This is a genomic window from Pseudomonas nunensis (assembly GCF_024296925.1).
Lineage (GTDB): Bacteria > Pseudomonadota > Gammaproteobacteria > Pseudomonadales > Pseudomonadaceae > Aquipseudomonas > Aquipseudomonas nunensis.
This window is the reverse complement of sequence record NZ_CP101125.1, coordinates 6,576,159-6,596,670: the sequence shown is the minus strand read 5'-3', so window position 1 is coordinate 6,596,670 and position 20,512 is coordinate 6,576,159. Positions and strand designations below refer to the sequence as shown.

Annotated in this window: 18 protein-coding genes and 1 pseudogene; 6 read left to right on the top strand and 13 right to left on the bottom strand. The window is 60.0% G+C overall.

Going from position 1 to position 20,512, the window contains the following annotated elements; genetic code table 11:
* Positions 1-67 precede the first annotated feature (67 nt).
* Both NK667_RS29075 and NK667_RS29070 read right to left on the bottom strand, forming a co-directional pair.
* Positions 68-553 carry a 2-thiouracil desulfurase family protein gene (locus NK667_RS29075; RefSeq protein ID WP_054616972.1) on the bottom strand — a complete coding sequence of 162 codons (486 nt, stop codon included), beginning with the start codon at positions 551-553 and terminating at the stop codon, positions 68-70.
* Between the two features lie 2 nt (positions 554-555).
* Positions 556-1,188, bottom strand: a complete 633-nt coding sequence (locus NK667_RS29070; RefSeq protein ID WP_054044541.1) for a 2OG-Fe(II) oxygenase — start codon at positions 1,186-1,188, stop codon at positions 556-558.
* A gap of 108 nt (positions 1,189-1,296) precedes the next feature.
* Here NK667_RS29070 and NK667_RS29065 point away from each other — a divergent pair, with 108 nt between their 5' ends.
* A complete protein-coding gene (locus NK667_RS29065) occupies positions 1,297-2,040 on the top strand; it encodes a DUF2059 domain-containing protein (RefSeq protein ID WP_054616973.1) in 744 nt (247 codons plus the stop codon).
* A 105-nt stretch (positions 2,041-2,145) separates the two neighbouring features.
* Here NK667_RS29065 and bipL read toward each other — a convergent pair whose 3' ends face one another.
* Positions 2,146-3,093, bottom strand: a complete 948-nt coding sequence (bipL, locus tag NK667_RS29060) for a phospholipase BipL (protein ID WP_054616974.1) — start codon at positions 3,091-3,093, stop codon at positions 2,146-2,148.
* Positions 3,094-3,189: 96 nt separating this feature from the next.
* Here bipL and NK667_RS29055 point away from each other — a divergent pair, with 96 nt between their 5' ends.
* Positions 3,190-3,768: a DUF6436 domain-containing protein gene (locus tag NK667_RS29055; protein ID WP_054616975.1), complete on the top strand. Its 579-nt coding sequence runs from the start codon at positions 3,190-3,192 to the stop codon at positions 3,766-3,768.
* A 103-nt stretch (positions 3,769-3,871) separates the two neighbouring features.
* Complete coding sequence (locus NK667_RS29050) at positions 3,872-6,274, top strand: penicillin acylase family protein (RefSeq protein ID WP_054616976.1); 2,403 nt, start codon at positions 3,872-3,874, stop codon at positions 6,272-6,274.
* Between the two features lie 113 nt (positions 6,275-6,387).
* On the opposite strand, the gene NK667_RS29045 is transcribed toward NK667_RS29050, so the two are convergent.
* On the bottom strand, positions 6,388-7,293 hold the full coding sequence (locus NK667_RS29045) for an AraC family transcriptional regulator (protein ID WP_054616977.1): 906 nt from the start codon (positions 7,291-7,293) through the stop codon (positions 6,388-6,390).
* A 110-nt stretch (positions 7,294-7,403) separates the two neighbouring features.
* Between NK667_RS29045 and NK667_RS29040 the strand changes: the two genes are divergently transcribed.
* Positions 7,404-7,745 (top strand): carboxymuconolactone decarboxylase family protein, encoded by a 342-nt coding sequence (locus tag NK667_RS29040; protein ID WP_054616978.1) that lies wholly within the window; start codon positions 7,404-7,406, stop codon positions 7,743-7,745.
* 128 nt (positions 7,746-7,873) lie between these two features.
* On the opposite strand, the gene NK667_RS29035 is transcribed toward NK667_RS29040, so the two are convergent.
* Positions 7,874-8,839 carry a GlxA family transcriptional regulator gene (locus NK667_RS29035; protein ID WP_054616979.1) on the bottom strand — a complete coding sequence of 322 codons (966 nt, stop codon included), beginning with the start codon at positions 8,837-8,839 and terminating at the stop codon, positions 7,874-7,876.
* A 378-nt stretch (positions 8,840-9,217) separates the two neighbouring features.
* On the opposite strand from NK667_RS29035, the gene NK667_RS29030 reads away from it, so the two are divergent.
* Complete coding sequence (locus tag NK667_RS29030) at positions 9,218-9,859, top strand: HD domain-containing protein (protein ID WP_054616980.1); 642 nt, start codon at positions 9,218-9,220, stop codon at positions 9,857-9,859.
* A gap of 139 nt (positions 9,860-9,998) precedes the next feature.
* Here NK667_RS29030 and NK667_RS29025 read toward each other — a convergent pair whose 3' ends face one another.
* The 8 genes and pseudogenes from NK667_RS29025 to NK667_RS28990 form a co-directional block, all read right to left on the bottom strand.
* Entirely contained in the window at positions 9,999-10,892 is an 894-nt protein-coding gene (locus NK667_RS29025; protein ID WP_054044560.1) for an ABC transporter permease subunit, read from the bottom strand.
* Positions 10,889-11,770 (bottom strand): ABC transporter permease subunit, encoded by an 882-nt coding sequence (locus tag NK667_RS29020; RefSeq protein ID WP_177331485.1) that lies wholly within the window; start codon positions 11,768-11,770, stop codon positions 10,889-10,891. Before NK667_RS29020 ends, NK667_RS29025 begins: the two co-directional genes overlap by 4 nt.
* A 35-nt stretch (positions 11,771-11,805) precedes the next feature.
* Entirely contained in the window at positions 11,806-12,948 is a 1,143-nt protein-coding gene (locus NK667_RS29015; protein ID WP_054044563.1) for an ABC transporter ATP-binding protein, read from the bottom strand.
* A 74-nt stretch (positions 12,949-13,022) separates the two neighbouring features.
* Positions 13,023-14,120 carry a polyamine ABC transporter substrate-binding protein gene (locus tag NK667_RS29010; RefSeq protein WP_054044564.1) on the bottom strand — a complete coding sequence of 366 codons (1,098 nt, stop codon included), beginning with the start codon at positions 14,118-14,120 and terminating at the stop codon, positions 13,023-13,025.
* A 244-nt stretch (positions 14,121-14,364) separates the two neighbouring features.
* Positions 14,365-15,459, bottom strand: coding sequence for a polyamine ABC transporter substrate-binding protein (locus NK667_RS29005; RefSeq protein ID WP_054044566.1), 1,095 nt, complete (start codon positions 15,457-15,459; stop codon positions 14,365-14,367).
* Positions 15,460-15,643: 184 nt separating this feature from the next.
* The gene (locus NK667_RS29000; protein ID WP_054044568.1) at positions 15,644-17,008 is read right to left on the bottom strand and encodes an aspartate aminotransferase family protein; all 1,365 of its coding nucleotides are present in this window, start codon (positions 17,006-17,008) and stop codon (positions 15,644-15,646) included.
* Positions 17,009-17,066: 58 nt separating this feature from the next.
* Entirely contained in the window at positions 17,067-18,425 is a 1,359-nt protein-coding gene (locus tag NK667_RS28995) for a glutamine synthetase family protein (RefSeq protein ID WP_054616981.1), read from the bottom strand.
* Positions 18,426-18,524: 99 nt separating this feature from the next.
* Positions 18,525-18,842 (bottom strand): annotated as a pseudogene (locus NK667_RS28990) (gamma-glutamyl-gamma-aminobutyrate hydrolase family protein); the annotation flags it as partial.
* A gap of 278 nt (positions 18,843-19,120) precedes the next feature.
* Here NK667_RS28990 and NK667_RS28985 point away from each other — a divergent pair.
* On the top strand, positions 19,121-20,497 hold the full coding sequence (locus NK667_RS28985; RefSeq protein ID WP_054616983.1) for a glutamine synthetase family protein: 1,377 nt from the start codon (positions 19,121-19,123) through the stop codon (positions 20,495-20,497).
* The last annotated feature ends 15 nt before the right edge of the window (positions 20,498-20,512 follow it).

Below are 20,512 nucleotides of genomic sequence, written 5' to 3'. Positions count from 1 at the left end.
AAAGCAAGATCAAAAGATCGCAGCCTCGTTTCACTCGACAGCTCCTACGGGGGATTTGGGTGGGGCGTTAGTCTAGGGTTGCCAATGCAGCAGCTGCTTCGGGCAATTCCAGCTCACTGAACACTTTCACCCCATGACGCTTGAGCAACGCTGCCGTCACGCCTTCGCCACTGACCTTCACACCGCTGAAGCTGCCGTCATAAGTCAGTAAATTCCCGCACGACGGACTGTTGGCCTTCAACACCGCAATCCGGATGCCGTGCTTCTGCACCAATTCCAGCGCCTGATAAGCCCCCGACAGAAACGCCGCACTGACGTCCTCGCCCTCGGTAGTGATCACCGGCGCCTGGCCATCCAGCACACCTCCACCCTGCCCGCCCGGAATCTCCGCCGCCGCCCTCGGCGTCGGCAAGCCACCCGCCACTTCCGGGCACAAAGGCACCACGCGCCCCTCGGCGATCCATTGGTTCAGCAGATCAAACGGCCCGCTCGCGCCGCCGTCGTAACGTACGCGATGGCCCAGCAGGCAGCGGCTCACCAGAATCTTGTGCATGATCAGAACGGCTCGTTACCGCGACGGCGGAACCAGCCGGTCAACGACAGGCGATCCCGGGTGGCGGGCAGGACTTCGTGGGGCACTTCGCCCGACAGGAACACCACCAGGCAACCGCCGGTAGGCACCACATTGTGCTCGACGCCGTTCTTGAGGTACATGCGCAGTTCGCCGCCGTGTTCGGGCAGCCAGCCGTCATTGAGGTAGATCACGGCCGAAACCATCCGTCGGTCATCGTCGCGAAAACGGTCCACATGCTTGAGGTAGAACGCGCCGGGCGGGTACAGGGCGAAATGGCTTTCGAAATCTTCCAGGCCGAGGAACAACCCGCGATTCATCGCCTCGCGCAGGCTGTCCATCAAGCTCAGGTAACTGTCACAGGCCTCGGTTTCGCCGGGTTCGAGCCACTGGATGTGATCACCCCGAATGCCTTCGCGAATTTCTGATGTCGGCCCACGGCCCACCGCCGCCGGGGCCAATTCACCCTCGGCCGCACGTTTACGGCACTCAGCCGCCAGTTCCCGGGTCAGACCCAGAGGCAGGAAAATATTCTGCTGCGACCAGCCCTGTTCGGCCAAGTCGTCGACGATACGTAACAGCAGCGGGTGATCAGAGGGTATTTGCATGGCGCGCATAGTATTCCTGTGCCCACAAATCCGACAGAGCCGCGCAGCGGGCCGATACGAATTCTCGACAAGTTCTTGTACCGCACGGAGAATAGTCGCCTGCCGACAGGAGTCCCTATGCGCCGTTTGCTTTTTTCACTGTTGATGTTCTGTGTTTTGCCCGCTTGGGCAGACGGCCACGACCAGTTGTACAAGGTCGCCGGTTGGCCAGATCAACGCGCGCATTTCAACGACGCCCTCTCTGCCGCCCAGCAGCGCTACCAGAACAGCCTGCCGCCCGCCGTGTTTCAGGCACTGGTGAACAACAGCAACCAGCGCTTCGCTCCCCAGGCCATGGACCAGCGCGCCGAAGCACAACTGCGCAAGACCCTCGCCGACCCGAAACCGGCTCTCGCGTTCTTCCAGACCCCGCTGGGCAAGAAAATCGTCGCCGCCGAATTGCTGGCGACCCGCCGCGATCAACTGGCGAAAAATGCCAAGGGCTTGCCCAAGATTGAAGCCAGCGACACCCGCCTGCTGATCATCGGCCACCTGGCCCAGGCATTGCCCGCCCGCGAGGCCGGCGCCGAAGTGACCCTGGCGATTGCCGGCGTCGCGGCGGACAGCTTGAGTTCGATGATCCCCGGTTTGCTCGGTGGCGGTCAGGCACCGGGGATGTTGAATGGGCAGCGCCAGCGCCTGATGGATCAGATCGGCGCCGACCTCAACAACACGCTGCTCTACGTGTATCGCGACTTGTCGGATACCGAACTGGAAGAATTCGCCACGTTTGCCGAGTCGGCGGAAGGCAAGGCGTATTACCAGGCAGCGCTGGCGGCGATTCGGGCGGGGTTGGCGGTGGGGCAGACGAACCTTCAGTAATTTCGGTGCCTGTTAAATCGCCTTCGCGGGCAAGCCTCGCTCCTACAGCGGTATGCATTCCAAATGTAGGAGCGAGGCTTGCCCGCGAAGAGGCCCTAATGTTCGCTAAAGATTCCGGCCCTTGATCCGCTTCGTCAAAAACCCGAAATACTCCTCCCGCAACGCCTCAGTCTCATTCGCCAAATGATGCCGCGCCTCCGGCAGCATCAACACCTGCGGCCGATCAAACTTGGCTTTCAACACCTCAAGGTTGTGTTCCCAATCCACCGTCATGTCCGCCTGCCCTTGCACGATCAGTGGCCGTCGTGGACTGTGCGCCGCCGACTCGATCCGCTTGATCCAGCGCCCCAACGCACCCACCCACGCGGTCGGCAAGCGCAGCGGCTGCAACGGATCGGCCTGCAGGAACGGCAAAAACGCCGGGTCATTGGAGTTCTCGCTGAAGCGCCGGGCGATGCCTTTGACGAAAGGCCTGAGCAGGTAATAACTCAGCTGCGACCAACCCCAGGCACGAGGTCGAACCAGCGGCGACAACAAAATGATCTGACCTTGAGCCGGGCTGCTCGCCCCTTGGTTAAGCACATGATCAACCACGATCGCCCCGCCGGTGCTCTGCCCGCACAAGTGCCACGGCTGCGGCAACTCCAGCGACTGCGCCTCAGCGAACAAGCCTTGCAGGGTGTCCTGATACTCGGCGAAATCCTTGATGCTCGCGCGTTCGCCGCTGGACAGTCCATGCCCCGGCAAGTCGCAGGCGATCACGGCAAAATCCTGATCCAGCGCCCACTCGATCACATGCCGGTACAGCCCGGTGTGATCGTAGAAACCGTGAAACAGAAACAGCGTTGCCTTCGCCCGCTCCGGCCACCAGACCTGGCTGACCACCTCATAACCATCGACCTGAAAACGCCCCAGACCATGGCGCAGCGTGCGGCCGGGGAAATCCAGTCGATAAAAAGCTTGATAGGCCAGGCCCTCCGTCGACAACGGCTGCCACTCGGCCAATGGCCGCAGGCTGGCGCGCAAATGATCGGGGTCGAAAGTGGCAGGCATGGTTATTCCAGAACGCGAAACAGACTTTATGGGCCTGCGATATTCATCTGTCGCGGCAAGCATGGCAAGCTGGGCGACCTTCGAGGATTGAAACCCATGCGTCCGGCCTACCGCACCACTCTACTTGCCAGCCTGCTCGCCCTCGTGTGCGCCGGCGTGCTGTGGGCGGCTTACGACTGGTTTCAGGGGCGTTACCTGCGGGCGTTCAGCGAACACACGGCGGTGTTTTCCGGCGATCCGTTGCTGCTGCCCGACGACCTCGCCGGCCCCGGCGCCATCCGCCTCGTGCATTTCTGGGACCCGGCCTGCCCGTGCAACGTCGGCAATCAACAGCACCTCACCGAACTGGTCGAGCACTATGTGCCGCAGGGCGTCGAGTTTTATGCGGTACAAAAACCCGGCAGCCACGGCCAGTTGCCGAGCACCTTGAGCAACCTGAAAACCATCACCGTGCTGCCCGGCTCCGAGCAGATCCCCGCCAGCCCGGCGGTGGCGATCTGGGACCGCGCCGGCAAGCTCGCATACTTCGGCCCGTACAGCGAAGGCCTGACCTGCAATTCGAGCAACAGCTTTATCGAACCGATCCTGCAAGCGCTGAACGAAGGCCGCGCGGTCAGCGCGACGCACACGCTGGCGGTGGGTTGCTACTGCCCGTGGCCGGTGGAAGTGCAGTAAGGCATTCCGGACTATTCGAGGACGGCAGTGCCCGGCACAGGAGGTCTGTGCTACATGTTTGCAGCCCGCACGGGCGGCAATCGAAGAAGAACAAGGAGTCACCATGAAACGCGTCCTGACCGTACTTGCCTTGCTGATCGTCGTGCTCGCCATCGGGGTTGGCGGGTATGTCTACAGCAAGCAGCCGACGCGCCAGGGCCAGGTGGAGCTGCAACATCTGCAAGGTTCGGTGACCGTGCGCTACGACGAGCGCGGCGTGCCGCACATTCGCGCCGACAACGAAACCGATCTCTATCGCGCCCTCGGCTACGTGCACGCCCAGGACCGCCTGTTCCAGATGGAAGCCATGCGCCGCCTCGCCCGTGGCGAACTGGCGGAAATCCTCGGACCGAAACTACTGGACACCGACAAACTGTTCCGCAGCCTGCGCATCCGCGAGCGTGCCGAGAGTTACGTGGCCTCGCTGGATCGCCAGTCACCGGCGTGGAAGGCCCTGCAAGCCTATCTGGACGGGATCAACCAATATCAGGACACCCACGCCGCGCCCATCGAGTTCGACGTGCTGGGCATCCACAAGCGCACCTTCACCGCCGAAGACAGCATCAGCGTCGCCGGCTACATGGCCTACAGCTTTGCCGCGGCGTTTCGCACCGAACCCTTGATGACCTATGTGCGCGATCAGCTCGGCCCCGACTACTTGAACATCTTCGACCTCGACTGGCAGCCCAAAGGCGTATTGGCCAAGGGGCACGCCAAGACCGGTCCGGCCCTGGCCGCAGGCGACTGGAAAGACCTGAACGCCCTCGCCCGCCTCAGCGAACAAGCCCTGGCCGACAACGGGCTGCCACAGTTCGAAGGCAGCAACGCCTGGGTCATCTCCGGCAATCACAGCAAAAGCGGCAAGCCACTGCTGGCCGGTGACCCGCACATTCGCTTCTCGGTGCCGTCGGTGTGGTACGAGGCGCAACTGTCGGCGCCAGGTTTCGAGCTGTACGGTCATCATCAGGCGCTGGTGCCGTTTGCCTTTCTCGGGCACAACCTGGATTTCGGCTGGAGCCTGACCATGTTCCAGAACGACGACCTGGACCTGATCGCAGAGAAGGTCAACCCGGACAACCCGAATCAGGTCTGGTATCGCGGCAAGTGGGTGGACATGCTCAACACCGAGCAGCAGATCGCCGTGAAGGGCCAGCCGCCGGTCACGCTGATCCTGCGCCAGTCGCCCCACGGCCCGATCATCAACGATGCGCTCGGCACGGCGGCGGGCAAGACGCCGATCGCCATGTGGTGGGCATTCCTTGAAACGCCGAATCCGATTCTCGAAGGTTTCTATCAGCTCAACCGCGCCGACACCCTGGCCAAGGCCCGCGCCGCAGCGGCCAAGGTGCAGGCGCCGGGGCTGAACATCGTGTATGCCAATACCAAGGGCGATATCGGTTGGTGGGCCTCAGCCTTGCTGCCCAAGCGTCCGGCCGGGGTGAAGCCCGGTTTCATCCTCGACGGCAGCAGCAATCAGGCGGACAAGGAAGGCTTCTATCCATTTAGCGCCAACCCCCAAGAAGAGAACCCGGCGCGGGGCTATATCGTCTCGGCGAACTTCCAGCCGGTTTCGCCGACTGGCATGGAGATTCCCGGTTACTACAACCTCGCTGATCGCGGTCAGCAGCTCAATCGTCAGATCAGCGACAAGAACGTGAAGTGGGACAACGACGCCAACCAGAAGCTGCAACTGGGCACCACCACCGCCTACGGCCCGCGCTTGCTGGCGCCGTTGCTGCCGGTATTACGTGAAGTGGTGAGCGATCCGGCGGAACGCAAATTGGTCGAGCAACTGGCGCAATGGTCGGGCGATTACCCGCTCAGTTCCATCAGCGCCACAGTGTTCAACCAGTTCCTGTTCAACCTGACCGACGCGACGATGCGCGATGAGTTGGGCAATGATTTCTTCGACACCTTGCTCTCGACCCGAGTGATCGATGCCGCATTACCGCGCCTGGCCGCCAGTGCTGATTCGCCGTGGTGGGACAACCGCAACACCCCGGCCAAGGAGACTCGTGCCGACACGGTCAAGGTCGCGTGGCAGGCGAGCATCGCGCATCTGAAAACCACCATGGGTGCCGATTTCACCCAGTGGCAGTGGGGCAAGGTGCACACGTTGACCCACGGTCATCCGCTGGGGATGCAGAAGCCGTTGGATCGGATTTTCAATGTCGGTCCATTCGATGCGCCCGGCACCCACGAAGTGCCGAACAACCTCTCGGCCAGGATCGGCCCGGCGCCGTGGCCGGTGACTTACGGTCCCTCGACCCGACGCCTGATCGACTTCGCCGACCCGGCCCATAGCCTGACCATCAACCCGGTCGGCCAGAGCGGTGTGCCGTTCGACAGTCACTATGACGATCAGGCTGAGGCGTATATCGAAGGGACGTACGTGCAGGCGCATTTCAGTGATGAAGAAGTGACGGCGAATACGCGGAGTACGTTGAAGCTGTTGCCGTCGCGGTAGATTTTTGTTGACCGGGCCGACGCCTTCGCGGGCAAGCCCGCTCCCACATTTGAAATGCATTCCAATGTGGGAGCGGGCTTGCTCGCGAAGAGGCCGGCACAAACACCACCCATCTAAATCCCCCGCCGCACCCTCCCCGGCGCCTCCCCATAAATCTCCTTGAATTTCTTGCTGAACGCCGCTTGCGATTGATACCCCACCTGCAACGCAATATCACTCAAACCCAAATGCGACTGGCTCAACAAACTGAACGCCAATTCCATCCGCACCTGCGTCAGCAACACCCACGGCGACACCCCGGCCACTTTCACAAAGGCGCGCATAAACGTCGCCCGGGACATGCTCGCGGTTTCGGCCAGGCTTTCGATGGTCCACTCATGGGCCGGATCCGCCAGCATCGCCTGCCAGGCGCGGCCCAGGCGTTTATCGCCAAGCAGCGCCAAGGTGCCGCTGGCCGGGCCCAGCGTGGCCAGGTGCGCGCGCAGCATCAGGGTGAACAACGCCTGGGACAACGCGTCGAGCAAGAACTTCGCCCCGGCCTGATTGCCTTCCGCTTCACCGCGCAATACCGCGACCAACGCCGGCAACGGTCCATCGGCGGGCAATGCGCCGCTGGGAATCACCAGATAATCAGGCAACGAAGCAAACAGCAGCGAGGCGCGGTTGTAATGGAACGTCCCGCAGAGCATGTCCAGATCCGCGCTGGCGCCACCAATGCGATGCACCGGCAACGCACCACCTCGGATGATTTTCTGCGCTGTCGGCGCGACGGTTTTTCCGGGACTGTGGATCACGTGGGGGGTGCCGCCGGGCAGCAGCAGAATGTCGCCGGCACGCATGGGCAGGCGCTGGCCGTCGGGGAATTCCACACGGCAGTCGCCAGCCAGGACGATGTGATAAGGCGCCATCCCCAGCGCCTGTTGCTCGTGGGCCAGCGCCCAGTCGCCCTGAAACTGGCAGCGCAAATCCAGACTGCCGCGCACGTTGGCCAGGGTGATGAGTTTATCGATCGGATTCATTTGAGCGCATCGAGGAAATGACTGAGCGGATCGGACAAACCCGAACCGCGCCAAAGGACAAAACTGAGCGTGTCGAAACAGTACACCCAACCCGCTCAGGAGTTAATGCAATGTTCAATAACTGGTCCGAACTGCTGCCCACCATCCAGAAAGCCTTTGGCGCACTGGGCAAGAGCAACCCGAAAATGGTCAAGGCCTACATGGCCCTCGGCGAAGCCGCTGCGGAAAATGATGTGTTGGATGCCAAGACCCGCGAACTGATTTCCATCGCGGTGGCGATTACCACCCGTTGCGATGGTTGTATCGCGGCGCACACCGATGCGGCGATCAAGGCCGGCGCCAGCCGCGAAGAAGTCGCCGCGACATTGGCCACAGCGATTTCGCTGAATGCCGGCGCGGCGTACATCTACTCGCTGCGCACGCTGGAGGCGTATGACAGTCTGAAAAACTGAAATGCAAAACCTGTGGGAGCGAGCCTGCTCGCGAAGGCGGCCTATCAATCAACTTTTATGTCAACTGATAAACCGCTTTCGCGAGCAGGCTCGCTCCCACAATGTGCATGTCTTAACTTAGTGGTTGCTCAAACCATCGCAGCAAAGTTCAGCCTGAACTGCTGCGGCGTCACCCCCAGCCGGCGGTTGAACACGCTGCGCATATGCTGGGCATCGCGGAACCCGCACTGATACGCCACCGTTTTCAGCGGCGAGCGCGTGCTTTCCAGCAGCACCCGCGCCGCATCCACTCGCGCCCGCTCGACAAACTCCGCCGGGGTGACTTTGGCTTCCTTGGCGAACACCCGGGAAAAGTTGCGCGCGCTCATGTTGGCGGCGTTGGCCAGGTCGGCGAGGGTCAAGTCGCCGGTGAGGTTGGCGAGCACGTAGAGCTGCACCAGCGCCACCGCCGAGGTCGGTTCGGCGTGGGGCGTGAGGAACGGACTGAACTGCGATTGCCCGCCCGAACGCTGAGTGAATACCACCAAACGCTTGGCGACACTGAGCGCGACTTCCGGACCGTAATCGCGACCCAGCAAGTACAGCGACAGATCGATCCCCGCCGTCACCCCGGCCGAGGTGTAGAGCTCGCCGTCCTGCACGTACAAACGATCCGCCTCGACCTGCGTCGACGGACACAACGCCGCCAACGCCGTGGCATCGCCCCAATGGGTGGTGACGGTCCGGCCATCGAGCAAACCCGCCCGAGCCAGCATGAACGCGCCGTTGCAGATCGAACCAAAGCGCTGCGCCCGCACGCAGGCATCCCGTAGCCAGGCATCGAACGTCGGGCCGAAATTCAGGAACGGCAACTGCGGCCCACCGGCCACCAGCAGCAAGTCATAAGCCTCCAGTGCTTCGCTGAAATGCAGGTGAGCATTCAGCGACAGACCGTTGGAACACGGCATCACCCCACGCTCGATGCCGATCACCTCCAGCCGGTAATGATCTTGCGGCGCGAGGAAGCGATTGGCTTCGGAAAACACATCCATGGGGCCGGTGACGTCCAAGGACTGCACGCCGGAAAACACCACGATGGCGACGGTTTTTTGCATGGTCGAAACGCCTCTATGGCATTGGCAAGAACTGCAGCCGATCCCTTGTAGCAGCTGTCGAGCGGAGCGAGGCAGCGTTCGGCGGCGAAGCCGTCGCAAAACCTGCGAATGCGGTTTACCTGAAGAACCGCGGTGCCTGATTTCACGACGACTTCGTCGCCGAACGCTGCCTCGCTCCGCTCGACAGCTGCTACAGGGCTGCGATCTTTTCGGGAAATCACCGACAACCCTAGCCAATCCGGGCCCAACAAGCGAGGTTGGCGCGATATGTATGCTCATTGGCCGGGATCGCAGCCATGGATCGATTGTCCGGTTTCGGGTGCGGGAACAGACTTTACCCATCAGCGCCGCCACGGCGTTCCCCACGAGGAAATCACCATGAGCAGCATCATTGCCGGTATCAAAATCCCCGACAGCGCATTGGCCAAGGCCACCACTGAATACATTCGCGACGTCGAATCCGACCTGCTGTTTCACCACTCACGCCGGGTATTCCTGTTCGGCGCGTTGAGCGGTGAACGCAAGCAACTGGCCTACAACCCGGAATTGCTCTACGTCGGCGCGATGTTCCATGACCTGGGTCTGGTGGAAGGTCAGCGTAGCGACAATGAGCGTTTTGAAGTCGACAGTGCCAACGCCGCAAAAGCGTTTCTCAAGCCTTACGGGTTGAGCGACGACGATATCGAACAGGTGTGGTTGTCGATCGCACTGCACACCACGCCGGGCGTGCCGCAACACCTGCGGCCGAACGTGGCGCTGGTTACTGCTGGAGTTGAGATGGATGTGCTGGGCATCGATTACGCAGCGTTCCCGACCGCGCAGCGCGAAGCTGTGGTGCATGCGCACCCGCGTGGCGAAGGGTTCAAGGAATGCATCCTGTGTGCGTTCGCCAATGGCTTCAAGCACAAGCCTGACACCACGTTCGGCACGGTGAATGCCGATGTGCTGGTGGACAGCGAGCCAGGGTTCAAGCCGATGAACTTCGTCGAGATCATCCGCAAATCCCCTTGGATTGCCTAAAACAACTGTGGGAGCGGGCTTGCTCGCGAATACGGACTCTCAGTCGACATCTCCATCGACTGACACACCGCTTTCGCGAGCAAGCCCGCTCCCACAGGGGATTTGTGGTTGGCCACGTGTTTGTGGCCAACCCGACACTTCAAGCCGCTTCCGGCGCCTGTTGCGCCCGGCGCACGTCCGGTTGCTTCCAGGAGTCGGCAGCGCCTTCTTCGATGGCTTGCTGGATCGCACGTTTGCGGCTTTCTTCGGCGCGACGGCTGAAGAACCAGACCAGGAAGGTCACGATCGACACCGCCAGCAGAATCAGACTGGCCACCGCATTGATCTCCGGCTTCACGCCCAGGCGTACCGCCGAGAACACTTCCATCGGCAGGGTCGTGGAACCCGGCCCGGATACGAAGCTCGCCAGCACCAAGTCATCCAGCGACAGCGCGAAAGACATCATCCCGCCCGCCGCCAACGATGGCGCGATCATTGGAATGGTGATCAGGAAGAACACCTTCCACGGCCGCGCACCGAGGTCCATGGCCGCTTCTTCAATGGACAGGTCCAGCTCACGCAAGCGCGCCGACACCACCACCGCCACATACGCCGCACAGAACGTGGTGTGGGCAATCCAGATGGTGACGATGCCACGTTCCTGTGGCCAACCGATCATCTGCGCCATCGCCACGAACAACAGCAACAGCGACAGACCGGTGATCACTTCCGGCATGACCAACGGCGCAGTGACCAAACCACCGAACAGCGTGCGGCCCTTGAAGCGCGTAATCCGAGTCAGCACGAACGCCGCCAAGGTCCCCAGCGCTACCGCCGCTATCGCGGTGTAGCAGGCGATTTCCAGCGAGCGCACCACCGAGCCCATCAGTTGGGTGTTGTCGAGCAGGCCGACGTACCACTTGATCGACCAGCCGCCCCACACCGTCACCAGTTTCGAGGCGTTGAACGAGTAGATCACCAGGATCAGCATCGGTGCGTAGATGAACAGCAGACCCAGCACTAGCATCAGGCTAGAGAAACGGAAGTTCTTCATTCTTTGCCCTCCATTTCCTTGGCCTGACTGCGGTTGAACAGGATGATCGGCACAATCAGGATCGCTAGCATCACCACCGCCAGGGCGGACGCCACCGGCCAGTCACGGTTGTTGAAGAACTCTTGCCACAGCACTTTACCGATCATCAGGGTTTCCGGACCGCCAAGCAGTTCCGGGATCACGAACTCGCCCACCACCGGAATGAACACCAGCATGCAGCCGGCGACGATGCCGTTCTTGGACAGCGGAATGGTGATCTTCCAGAAGCTGTTGAAGGTGCTCGAACCCAGGTCGGAGGCGGCTTCCAGCAGGCTGTTGTCGTGCTTCACCAAGTTGGCGTAGAGCGGCAAGATCATGAACGGCAGATAGGAGTAAACAACCCCAATATAGACCGCGAGGTTGGTGTTGAGGATCTGCAGCGGTTCGTCGATCCAGCCCATGGTCATCAGGAAACCGTTAAGCAGGCCGTTGTTGCTGAGGATGCCCATCCACGCGTAAACGCGGATCAGGATCGCGGTCCAGGTCGGCATCATGATCAACAGCACCAGCACCGTTTGCAGCTCTTTACGGGCGCTGGCGATGGCGTAGGCCATCGGGTAGCCGATCAGCAGGCAAAGCACGGTGCTGATCAGCGCCATCTTCAGCGAGCCGAGGTAGGCGGCGATGTACAACTCGTCGTCGCCGAGCATCGCGTAGTTGCCCAGGTTCAACAGCACCTGGAGCTTCTGGTCGATGAAGCTGTAGATCTCGGTGTACGGCGGGATGGCCACGTCGGCTTCGGCGAAGCTGATCTTCAAGACGATGAAGAACGGCAGCATGAAGAACATGAACAGCCAGATGAACGGAACCCCGATGACCAGTTGGCGGCCACCGGGAATTATTCGATTGAGGCGGCGTTTGAATTTGCGCATGTTCATGAGCGAAGTACCACGCCGCTGTCGTCTTCCCACCACACGTAGACCTGATCGCCCCAGGTCGGACGCTGGCCACGGCGCTCGGCGTTGGCGACGAAGGACTGCACCAGTTTGCCGCTCGGCAATTCGACGTAGAACACCGAATGCCCGCCGAGGTAGGCGATGTCATGCACCTTGCCGCTGGACCAGTTGTATTCGCAGGTTGGCATTTCGGCGGTGACCAGCAGTTTTTCCGGACGGATCGCGTAGGTGACCGACTTGTCCTGCACCGAGGTGCTGATGCCGTGGCCGACGTAGATCTGGCGATCCAGGTCCTTGCAGGTAATGGTCGCGTGGCCTTCGGCGTCGTCGATCACTTCGCCTTCGAAGATGTTGACGTTGCCGATGAATTCGCAGACCAGGCGGCTGGTCGGGGTTTCGTAGATGTCGATCGGGCTGCCGATCTGGGCGATCCAGCCCAGGTGCATGATCGCGATGCGCTCGGCCATGGTCATGGCCTCTTCCTGATCGTGGGTCACCATGACGCAGGTTACGCCGACGCGCTCGATGATCTCGACCAGCTCCAGCTGCATTTGCGAACGCAGTTTTTTATCCAGTGCACCCATCGGCTCGTCGAGCAGCAACAGCTTCGGGCGCTTGGCCAGCGAACGGGCCAGGGCCACACGCTGACGCTGGCCACCGGACAACTGGTGCGGCTTGCGCTTGGCGTACTGGCTCATCTGCACCAGCTTGAGCATTTCGGTCACGCGGGCATCGACTTCCGAGGCCGGGATCTTGTCCTGCTTGAGGCCGAAGGCGATGTTCTGCGCCACGGTCATGTGCGGGAACAAGGCGTAGGACTGGAACATCATGTTGATCGGTCGCTCGTACGGCGGCATCTCGGTGATGTCGACGCCGTCGAGGTAAATGCGCCCCTCCGTGGGCCGTTCGAAACCTGCCAGCATCCGCAGCAAGGTGGATTTGCCCGATCCCGAACCGCCGAGCAGGGCGAAGATCTCGCCCTTCTTGATTTCCAGGGACACATCGTCCACGGCAATCGTCTCGTCGAACTTCTTCGTGACCCGGTCGATTTTGACCAACACCTGTTTCGGTGATTGGTCGCCCTCGAGGGCTTTCTTATAGGCGCCGGAGGCAACTGCCATTTACGAAACTCCCAGAAAAAAAGAGTGCAGTTCGCTCAAGGTGAGCCAACCTTGGATAGTTTGAGCCTTTGAAGCTATTTACCCGACTTGACCTTGGTCCAGCTGCGGGTCATCAAACGTTGAATATTCGGTGGTAACTCGACCGACACGTAGGTCTTGTCGAGGACAGCTTGCGGTGGATAAACCGAGGCGTCGGTGCGGATGGACTGTTCCATCAATTTGTCCGAGCCGGGGTTCGGGTTCGCATAGCCAACGGAATCACTGACCTGTGCAATCACCTCGGGTTTGAGCAGGTAGTTGATGAAGGCGTGGGCTTCCTTGACGTTGGCCGCATCCTTGGGAATCGCCAGCATGTCGAACCAGAGCGCGCCGCCCTCTTTCGGAATCGTGTAGGCGATGTTCATTCCTTTGCCCGCTTCAGCGGCGCGGGCCTTGGCCTGGAACATGTCGCCAGAGAAGCCGATCGCGATGCAGATGTCGCCGTTGGCCAGGTCCGCGATGTATTTGGACGAGTGGAAGTACGTCACATAAGGCCGCACCGCGAGCAACTTAGCTTCGGCCTTTTTGTAGTCTTCGGGGTTGGTGCTGTTGGCATTCAGGCCCATGTAGTTGAGGACCGTCGGCATCATTTCATCGGCGGAATCGAGGAACGCTACACCACAGCTGTGCAGCTTCTTGATGTTCTCCGGCTCGAATACCGCAGCCCAGGAATCAATCTTGTCGACGCCAAGCACTTCCTTGATCTTGTCGACGTTGTAGCCGATGCCGTTAGTGCCCCACAGATACGGCACGGCGTACTGGTTGCCCGGATCGTTCTGTTCCAGGCGCTTGAGCAGCACCGGGTCGAGGTTGGCGTAGTTGGTCAGCAACTTGCGGTCGAGCTTCTGGAACGCGCCAGCCTTGATCTGCTTGCCGAGGAAGTGGTTGGACGGCACGACCACGTCATACCCGGTACGCCCCGCCAGCAACTTGCCTTCCAGGGTTTCGTTGGAGTCGAACACGTCGTACACCGGCTTGATGCCGGTTTCTTTCTGGAAGTCGGCCAGGGTGGTCGAACCGATGTAGTCCGACCAGTTATAAATATGCACAGTGGGGGCCGCCTGGACGCTGACAGCAAGTGTCAGCCCCACGCCGGCCAGCATGGCATTGCGCAACAAAGAAAAAATAGGCAAGTGGAGGTCCTCTAAAATTAGTTGGGCCCAAGTTGCCCCGCGTGACATGACAGCCGTAGCTGCCTGGCAACAAAACCGGCGCGCAACTTACCCTCGATAAACCATTCCAGCAAAACTTTTATGCAGATACCTGTAGCAGCTGCCGAAGGCTGCGTTAAAGTCCGAAGGACCTTCCCGCGTTTTCAAGAGCACAACTGCTTCGCAGTTGAACGCAGCCTGCGGCAGCTGCTACAGGGTTTACCACTTACTTACCGGATTTGATCTTGGTCCAGCTGCGAGTCAGGTCACGCTGGGTGGCCGCCGGCAAATCGGCGATCGCATACAACTTGGCCTGCACGTCGGCCGTCGGGTAGATGCCCGGGTCCGAGGTGATGTCCTTGCTCACGAACTGGGTCGCTTCGGCGTTACCGTTAGGGAAACGCACGGCGTTGGTGATGTCGGCCATCACTTTCGGCTGCAACAGGTAGTTCATGAACTTGTAGGCACCGTCGACGTTTTCCGCATCTTTCGGAATCGCGACCATGTCGTAGAAGCTGCCAGCGCCTTCTTTCGGAATCGCGTAGCTGACTTTGACCTTGTCACCGGCTTCAGCAGCGCGGGACTTGGCCTGTTGCACGTCACCCGAGTAGCCGACCGCTACGCAGATGTTGCCGTTGGCCAGGTCGGAGATGTACTTGGACGAGTGGAAGTAGGTCACAGAAGGACGAATCTTGAGGAACAGTTCCTCGGCTTTCTTGATGTCGTCTTTCTTCTGGCTGTCGGTTGGCAGGCCCAGGTAATGCAGCGCGACCGGAATCATTTCGGTCGGCGAATCGAGGAAGCTCACACCGCAGCCCTTGAGCTTGGCGATGTTTTCAGGCTTGAACAGGGTGTCCCAGGAATCGATGGTGTCGACGCCCAACGCGGCTTTGACTTTCTCCGGGTTGTAGCCGATGCCAATCGAACCCCACATGTAAGGGAAGGCGTGTTTGTTGTCCGGGTCGCTGACGGAAACCGCTTTAAGCAGCGATTTGTTCAGGTTGCCGTAGTTGGACAGCTTGGACTTGTCCAGCTCCTGGTAAACACCGGCCTTGATCTGCTTGGCGAGAAAGTTGTTCGACGGCACGACCACGTCGTAGCCGGACTTGCCTGCCAGCAACTTGGCTTCCAGGGTTTCGTTGCTGTCGAAAACGTCGTACACCACCTTGATCCCGGACTCTTTCTCGAAGTTCGCGATGGTGTCCGGTGCAATGTAGTCGGACCAGTTGTACACGTGCAGCACCTTGTCATCGGCCTGTACTGCACCCGCCATCACGCCCATCAGGGACATGGCGAGGAGGGTCTTGCCAGCTATCTTCATACCTAATGCCTTCATGTGGGTAATGCTCCAATTTTTCTTTTTAACCACGAGCTCAGCGGCCTGTTACTGGGCATCCGAACAACCGGTAGTCTGGCAAGTTCCGAGGCAGGCTTTCAAGGAAAGACCCCTCCTTTATTTGCACTGGACGAAGTGCCGACCGCACACCTCGCCCAGAGCCTAGCACTTAGCCCTGCAACGCACTCAGGGTCAGGTCCAGGCACTTGCGTGCCTTGGTCACCAACTCATCGATTTCCGCCGGTGTAATCACCAGTGGCGGGGAAATGATCATGGTGTCGCCCACGGCACGCATGATCAGGCCGTTGTCGAAGCAGAAGGTGCGGCAAATCATGCCGACGCCCTTGCCTTCGTAACGTTTGCGAGTGGCCTTGTCCTGGACCAGTTCGATGGCCCCCAACATGCCTACACCGCGTACTTCCCCCACCAACGGGTGATCGCTCAGTTCCCGTAGACGCTTTTGCAAATAGGGTGCCGTTTCGGCATGGACGCGCTCGATAATTTTTTCTTCGCGCAGGATGCGGATGTTTTCCAACGCTACCGCAGCCGCCACCGGGTGCCCGGAATAGGTGAAGCCGTGGTTGAAATCGCCGCCCTCGTTGAGCACCGCCACCACGTCGTCACGCACGATCAGGCCACCCATCGGGATGTAGCCGGACGTCAGGCCTTTGGCGATGGTCATCATGTCGGGTTTCAGATCGTAATGATCGGTACCGAACCACTCACCGGTACGGCCGAAACCGCAGATCACTTCATCAGCCACGAACAGGATGTCGTACTTGGCGAGGATTTCCTTGATGCGCGGCCAGTAGCTGTCTGGCGGCACGATCACGCCACCGGCACCCTGGATCGGCTCGGCAATAAAGGCACCGACGTTGTCCACGCCGACTTCCAGAATCTTCTCTTCCAGCTGATTCGCGGCCCAGATACCGAACTCTTCCGGGCTCATGTCGCCACCTTCACCGAACCAGTAAGGCTGGGCGATGTGGACGATACCCGGGATCGGCAAGTCGCCTTGCTCGTGCATATAAGTCATGCCGCCCAGGCTCGCGCCGGCCACGGTGGAACCGTGATAACCGTTCTTGCGGCTGATGATGACTTTCTTGTTCGGCTGGCCCTTGATCGCCCAGTAGTGGCGGACCATACGCAGCATGGTGTCGTTGCCTTCCGAGCCGGAACCAGTGAAGAACACGTGGTTCATGCCTTCCGGCGCGATGTCGGAAATGGCTTTGGCCAGTTCCAATACCGGTGGGTGAGCGGTCTGGAAGAACAGGTTGTAGTAAGGCAGTTCGCGCATCTGTTTGGCGGCGGCGTCAGCCAGTTCATCACGACCGTAACCGATCGCTACGCACCACAGGCCGGCCATGCCGTCGAGGATCTTGTTGCCTTCGCTGTCCCAGAGGTAAACGCCCTTGGCGCTGGTAATGATGCGCGGGCCTTTCTCTTTAAGCTGCTTGAAATCGCTGAACGGGGCCAGGTGGTGATCGCTGCTCAGGGCTTGCCATTCACGGGTTTGCGGGTTGTTGCTGGTCATGCGAATTCTCCTAAGATTCCAGTAGAGGGCGCCGCCAAGTACAGCGGCGCCCGGCGTATCAGACGGCGAAGAGCAGGAATTCCCGCTCCCACGAACTGATCACGCGCTTGAAGTTTTCATGCTCGGCCCGCTTGACCGCGACGTAGCCAGTGATGAATTTTTTGCCCAGGTATTTCTCGATGGTCGCGCTGTTTTCCATGCGATCCAGCGCGTCTTCGATGGTCAGTGGCAGGCGCAGGTTGCGGCGTTCATAGCCACGGCCCACCACCGGCGCACTCGGGTTCAAACCTTCGACCATGCCGATGTAGCCGCAGAGCAGGCTCGCGGCAATCGCCAGGTACGGGTTGGCGTCGGCGCCCGGCAGGCGGTTTTCCACCCGACGGTTTTGCGGCCCGGCATCCGGCACCCGCAGGCCCACAGTGCGGTTCTCTTCGCCCCACTCCACGTTCACTGGCGCCGAGGTATCCGGCAGGAAGCGGCGGAACGAGTTGACGTTCGGTGCGAACAGCGGCAGCAATTCGGGAATGAGTTTCTGCAGGCCACCGATGTGGTGCAGGAACAACTGGCTCATGGTCCCGTCTTCATTAGAGAAGACGTTCTTGCCGGTCTCGAGGTCGATGATGCTCTGGTGGATATGCATCGCACTGCCCGGCTCGCCGGTCATGGGCTTGGCCATGAAAGTCGCCGCCACGTCGTGCTTGAGCGCGGCTTCGCGCATGGTGCGTTTGAACACCAGGATCTGGTCGGCCAGGGACAGGGCATCGCCGTGACGGAAGTTGATTTCCATCTGCGCCGTGCCGTCCTCGTGGATCAGGGTATCGAGGTCCAGCTCCTGCAACTCGCACCAGTCGTAGACGTCTTCGAACAACGGGTCGAATTCGTTCGCTGCTTCAATCGAGAACGACTGGCGACCGGTTTCCGGGCGACCGGAACGGCCAATCGGCGGTTGCAGCGGGAAGTCCGGGTCTTCGCAACGCTTGGTCAGGTAAAACTCCATTTCCGGCGCCACGATCGGCTGCCAGCCCTTGTCGGCATAGAGTTTCAGGACCTTCTTGAGCACGTTGCGCGGCGACAGTTCGATCGGGTTGCCTTGCTTGTCGTAGGTGTCGTGGATCACCTGGGCGGTCGGCTCGATGGACCAAGGCACCAGGAACACCGCGTTCGAGTCCGGACGGCAGATCATGTCGATGTCGGCCGGGTCGAGCAGTTCGTAATAGATGTCGTCTTCGACATAGTCGCCGGTCACGGTCTGCAACAGAACGCTCTCGGGCAGGCGCATGCCTTTTTCGGCGATGAACTTGTTGGTCGGCGAAATCTTGCCCCGGGTGATCCCGGTCAAGTCGGCGATCATGCATTCGACTTCTGTGATCTTGTGGTCTTTCAACCAATCGGTGAGCTGGTCGAGGTTGTTACTCATAAATGCCTCTGGGCTGAGTGTCCTGACTCTTATAAGTCAGGCGTTGTTTGACGCATCGGCGTCGCGTGTTACAGATTGCCACTGCAAGGGCCGCGCACAAACACCCGCCGCGACCAGGGCGTGGGTGAGGAAGAGCGTAGACTGGCGTGCAGAATCATGAGCAGGGCTCGACACATGGGTCGGGCCACTGAAGTGAAACGGTTCTATATTGGGAGTAAGGTCGGTAAAGAGAATGTCGTGCAGACCGTCCAGAATATCGGACGGGGCCAGCGAGGCCACCGGGGAAGGAAGAGTCGACGGCACGCCTTTGGCAATATGAGCCTTGGCGTGAACGCAACGATCGCCACTGATGTGATAAGCATGCAGACCGTTCTGCCCAGAGCAGACGGCGACGCCGATTAACGGCAGGCGAGACATGAAGCACCCCGGTATTATTGCTGTTATGGGTTTGAATCGAGCTTAGCCTTGTTCATTTTTTTACACAACACCCCCGTAAAAAATACAACACGGCCCGCTCAAACTCGCGGGCGCCAAAGTGCTCAAAGGCATAAAAACGCCCCAAAGTGCCTCAAAAAAGCCTCACGAGCGCTTTTTTAGGGCAAAAAAGGCCTCGCTTGACTTCGGCATGCCGTTCGGGTTGACTGGAATCCGAAGAGATCAATGATTGATATTTTTAACAACAAAGGTGTTGCATCATGTCGGTACCCCCGCGTGCCGTTCAGCTTAACGAAGCGAACGCGTTCCTTAAGGAACATCCTGAGGTTCTGTACGTTGACCTTCTGATTGCGGATATGAATGGTGTGGTGCGCGGCAAGCGCATTGAACGCACCAGTCTCCACAAGGTTTACGAGAAAGGCATCAACCTGCCGGCCTCTCTATTTGCTCTGGATATCAATGGCTCGACGGTGGAAAGCACCGGCCTGGGCCTGGACATCGGCGATGCTGACCGAATCTGCTATCCAATCCCCGACACCCTCTGCAATGAGCCTTGGCAGAAGCGCCCTACCGCGCAACTGTTAATGACCATGCACGAACTCGAAGGTGAACCTTTCTTCGCGGATCCCCGTGAAGTGCTGCGTCAAGTTGTTACCAAGTTTGACGAGATGGGCCTGACCATCTGCGCCGCATTCGAACTTGAGTTCTACCTGATCGACCAGGAGAACGTGAACGGTCGTCCACAACCGCCGCGCTCGCCGATCTCCGGCAAACGTCCGCATTCGACACAGGTCTACCTGATCGACGATCTCGACGAATACGTCGACTGCCTCCAGGACATTCTGGAAGGTGCGAAAGAGCAAGGCATCCCGGCCGACGCCATCGTCAAGGAAAGTGCCCCGGCGCAGTTCGAAGTGAACCTGCACCACGTGGCCGACCCGATCAAGGCTTGCGACTACGCGGTACTGCTCAAGCGCCTGATCAAAAACATCGCCTACGACCATGAGATGGACACCACCTTCATGGCCAAGCCTTACCCAGGCCAGGCGGGTAACGGGCTGCATGTCCACATTTCGATTCTCGACCGCGACGGCAAGAATATTTTTGCCAGCGAGGATCCCGAGCAGAACGCCGCACTGCGTCACGCGATCGGCGGTGTGCTCGAGACCCTGCCGGCGCAGATGGCTTTCCTCTGCCCGAACGTCAACTCGTACCGTCGTTTCGGCGCACAGTTCTACGTGCCGAACTCGCCGTGCTGGGGCTTAGACAACCGTACCGTGGCGATTCGCGTGCCGACCGGTTCCTCCGATGCCGTGCGTATCGAGCATCGTGTAGCCGGTGCCGACGCCAACCCGTACCTGCTGATGGCTTCGGTCCTGGCAGGCGTGCATCACGGCCTGACCAACAAGATTGAGCCGGGCGCGCCCGTGGAAGGCAACTCCTACGAGCAGAACGAGCAAAGCCTGCCGAACAACCTGCGCGATGCATTGCGTGAGCTGGACGACAGCGAAGTCATGGCCAAGTACATCGATCCGAAATACATCGATATCTTCGTGGCCTGTAAGGAAAGTGAGCTGGAAGAGTTCGAACACTCCATCTCCGACCTTGAGTACAACTGGTATCTGCATACCGTTTAAATGGTTGCAGTAAGA

Excerpts from the sequence above, each read along its gene's own strand:
- NK667_RS29005 (WP_054044566.1), bottom strand. The coding sequence starts at position 15,459 with ATGAAGATAGCTGGCAAGACCCTCCTCGCCATGTCCCTGATGGGCGTG.
- NK667_RS29075 (WP_054616972.1), bottom strand. The coding sequence starts at position 553 with ATGCACAAGATTCTGGTGAGCCGCTGCCTGCTGGGCCATCGCGTACGT.
- NK667_RS28985 (WP_054616983.1), top strand. The coding sequence starts at position 19,121 with ATGTCGGTACCCCCGCGTGCCGTTCAGCTTAACGAAGCGAACGCGTTC.
- NK667_RS29045 (WP_054616977.1), bottom strand. The coding sequence starts at position 7,293 with ATGAATCCGATCGATAAACTCATCACCCTGGCCAACGTGCGCGGCAGT.
- NK667_RS29040 (WP_054616978.1), top strand. The coding sequence starts at position 7,404 with ATGTTCAATAACTGGTCCGAACTGCTGCCCACCATCCAGAAAGCCTTT.
- NK667_RS29070 (WP_054044541.1), bottom strand. The coding sequence starts at position 1,188 with ATGCGCGCCATGCAAATACCCTCTGATCACCCGCTGCTGTTACGTATC.
- NK667_RS29000 (WP_054044568.1), bottom strand. The coding sequence starts at position 17,008 with ATGACCAGCAACAACCCGCAAACCCGTGAATGGCAAGCCCTGAGCAGC.
- NK667_RS29015 (WP_054044563.1), bottom strand. The coding sequence starts at position 12,948 with ATGGCAGTTGCCTCCGGCGCCTATAAGAAAGCCCTCGAGGGCGACCAA.
- NK667_RS29025 (WP_054044560.1), bottom strand. The coding sequence starts at position 10,892 with ATGAAGAACTTCCGTTTCTCTAGCCTGATGCTAGTGCTGGGTCTGCTG.
- NK667_RS29035 (WP_054616979.1), bottom strand. The coding sequence starts at position 8,839 with ATGCAAAAAACCGTCGCCATCGTGGTGTTTTCCGGCGTGCAGTCCTTG.
- bipL (WP_054616974.1), bottom strand. The coding sequence starts at position 3,093 with ATGCCTGCCACTTTCGACCCCGATCATTTGCGCGCCAGCCTGCGGCCA.
- NK667_RS28995 (WP_054616981.1), bottom strand. The coding sequence starts at position 18,425 with ATGAGTAACAACCTCGACCAGCTCACCGATTGGTTGAAAGACCACAAG.
- NK667_RS29065 (WP_054616973.1), top strand. The coding sequence starts at position 1,297 with ATGCGCCGTTTGCTTTTTTCACTGTTGATGTTCTGTGTTTTGCCCGCT.
- NK667_RS29050 (WP_054616976.1), top strand. The coding sequence starts at position 3,872 with ATGAAACGCGTCCTGACCGTACTTGCCTTGCTGATCGTCGTGCTCGCC.
- NK667_RS29030 (WP_054616980.1), top strand. The coding sequence starts at position 9,218 with ATGAGCAGCATCATTGCCGGTATCAAAATCCCCGACAGCGCATTGGCC.
- NK667_RS29055 (WP_054616975.1), top strand. The coding sequence starts at position 3,190 with ATGCGTCCGGCCTACCGCACCACTCTACTTGCCAGCCTGCTCGCCCTC.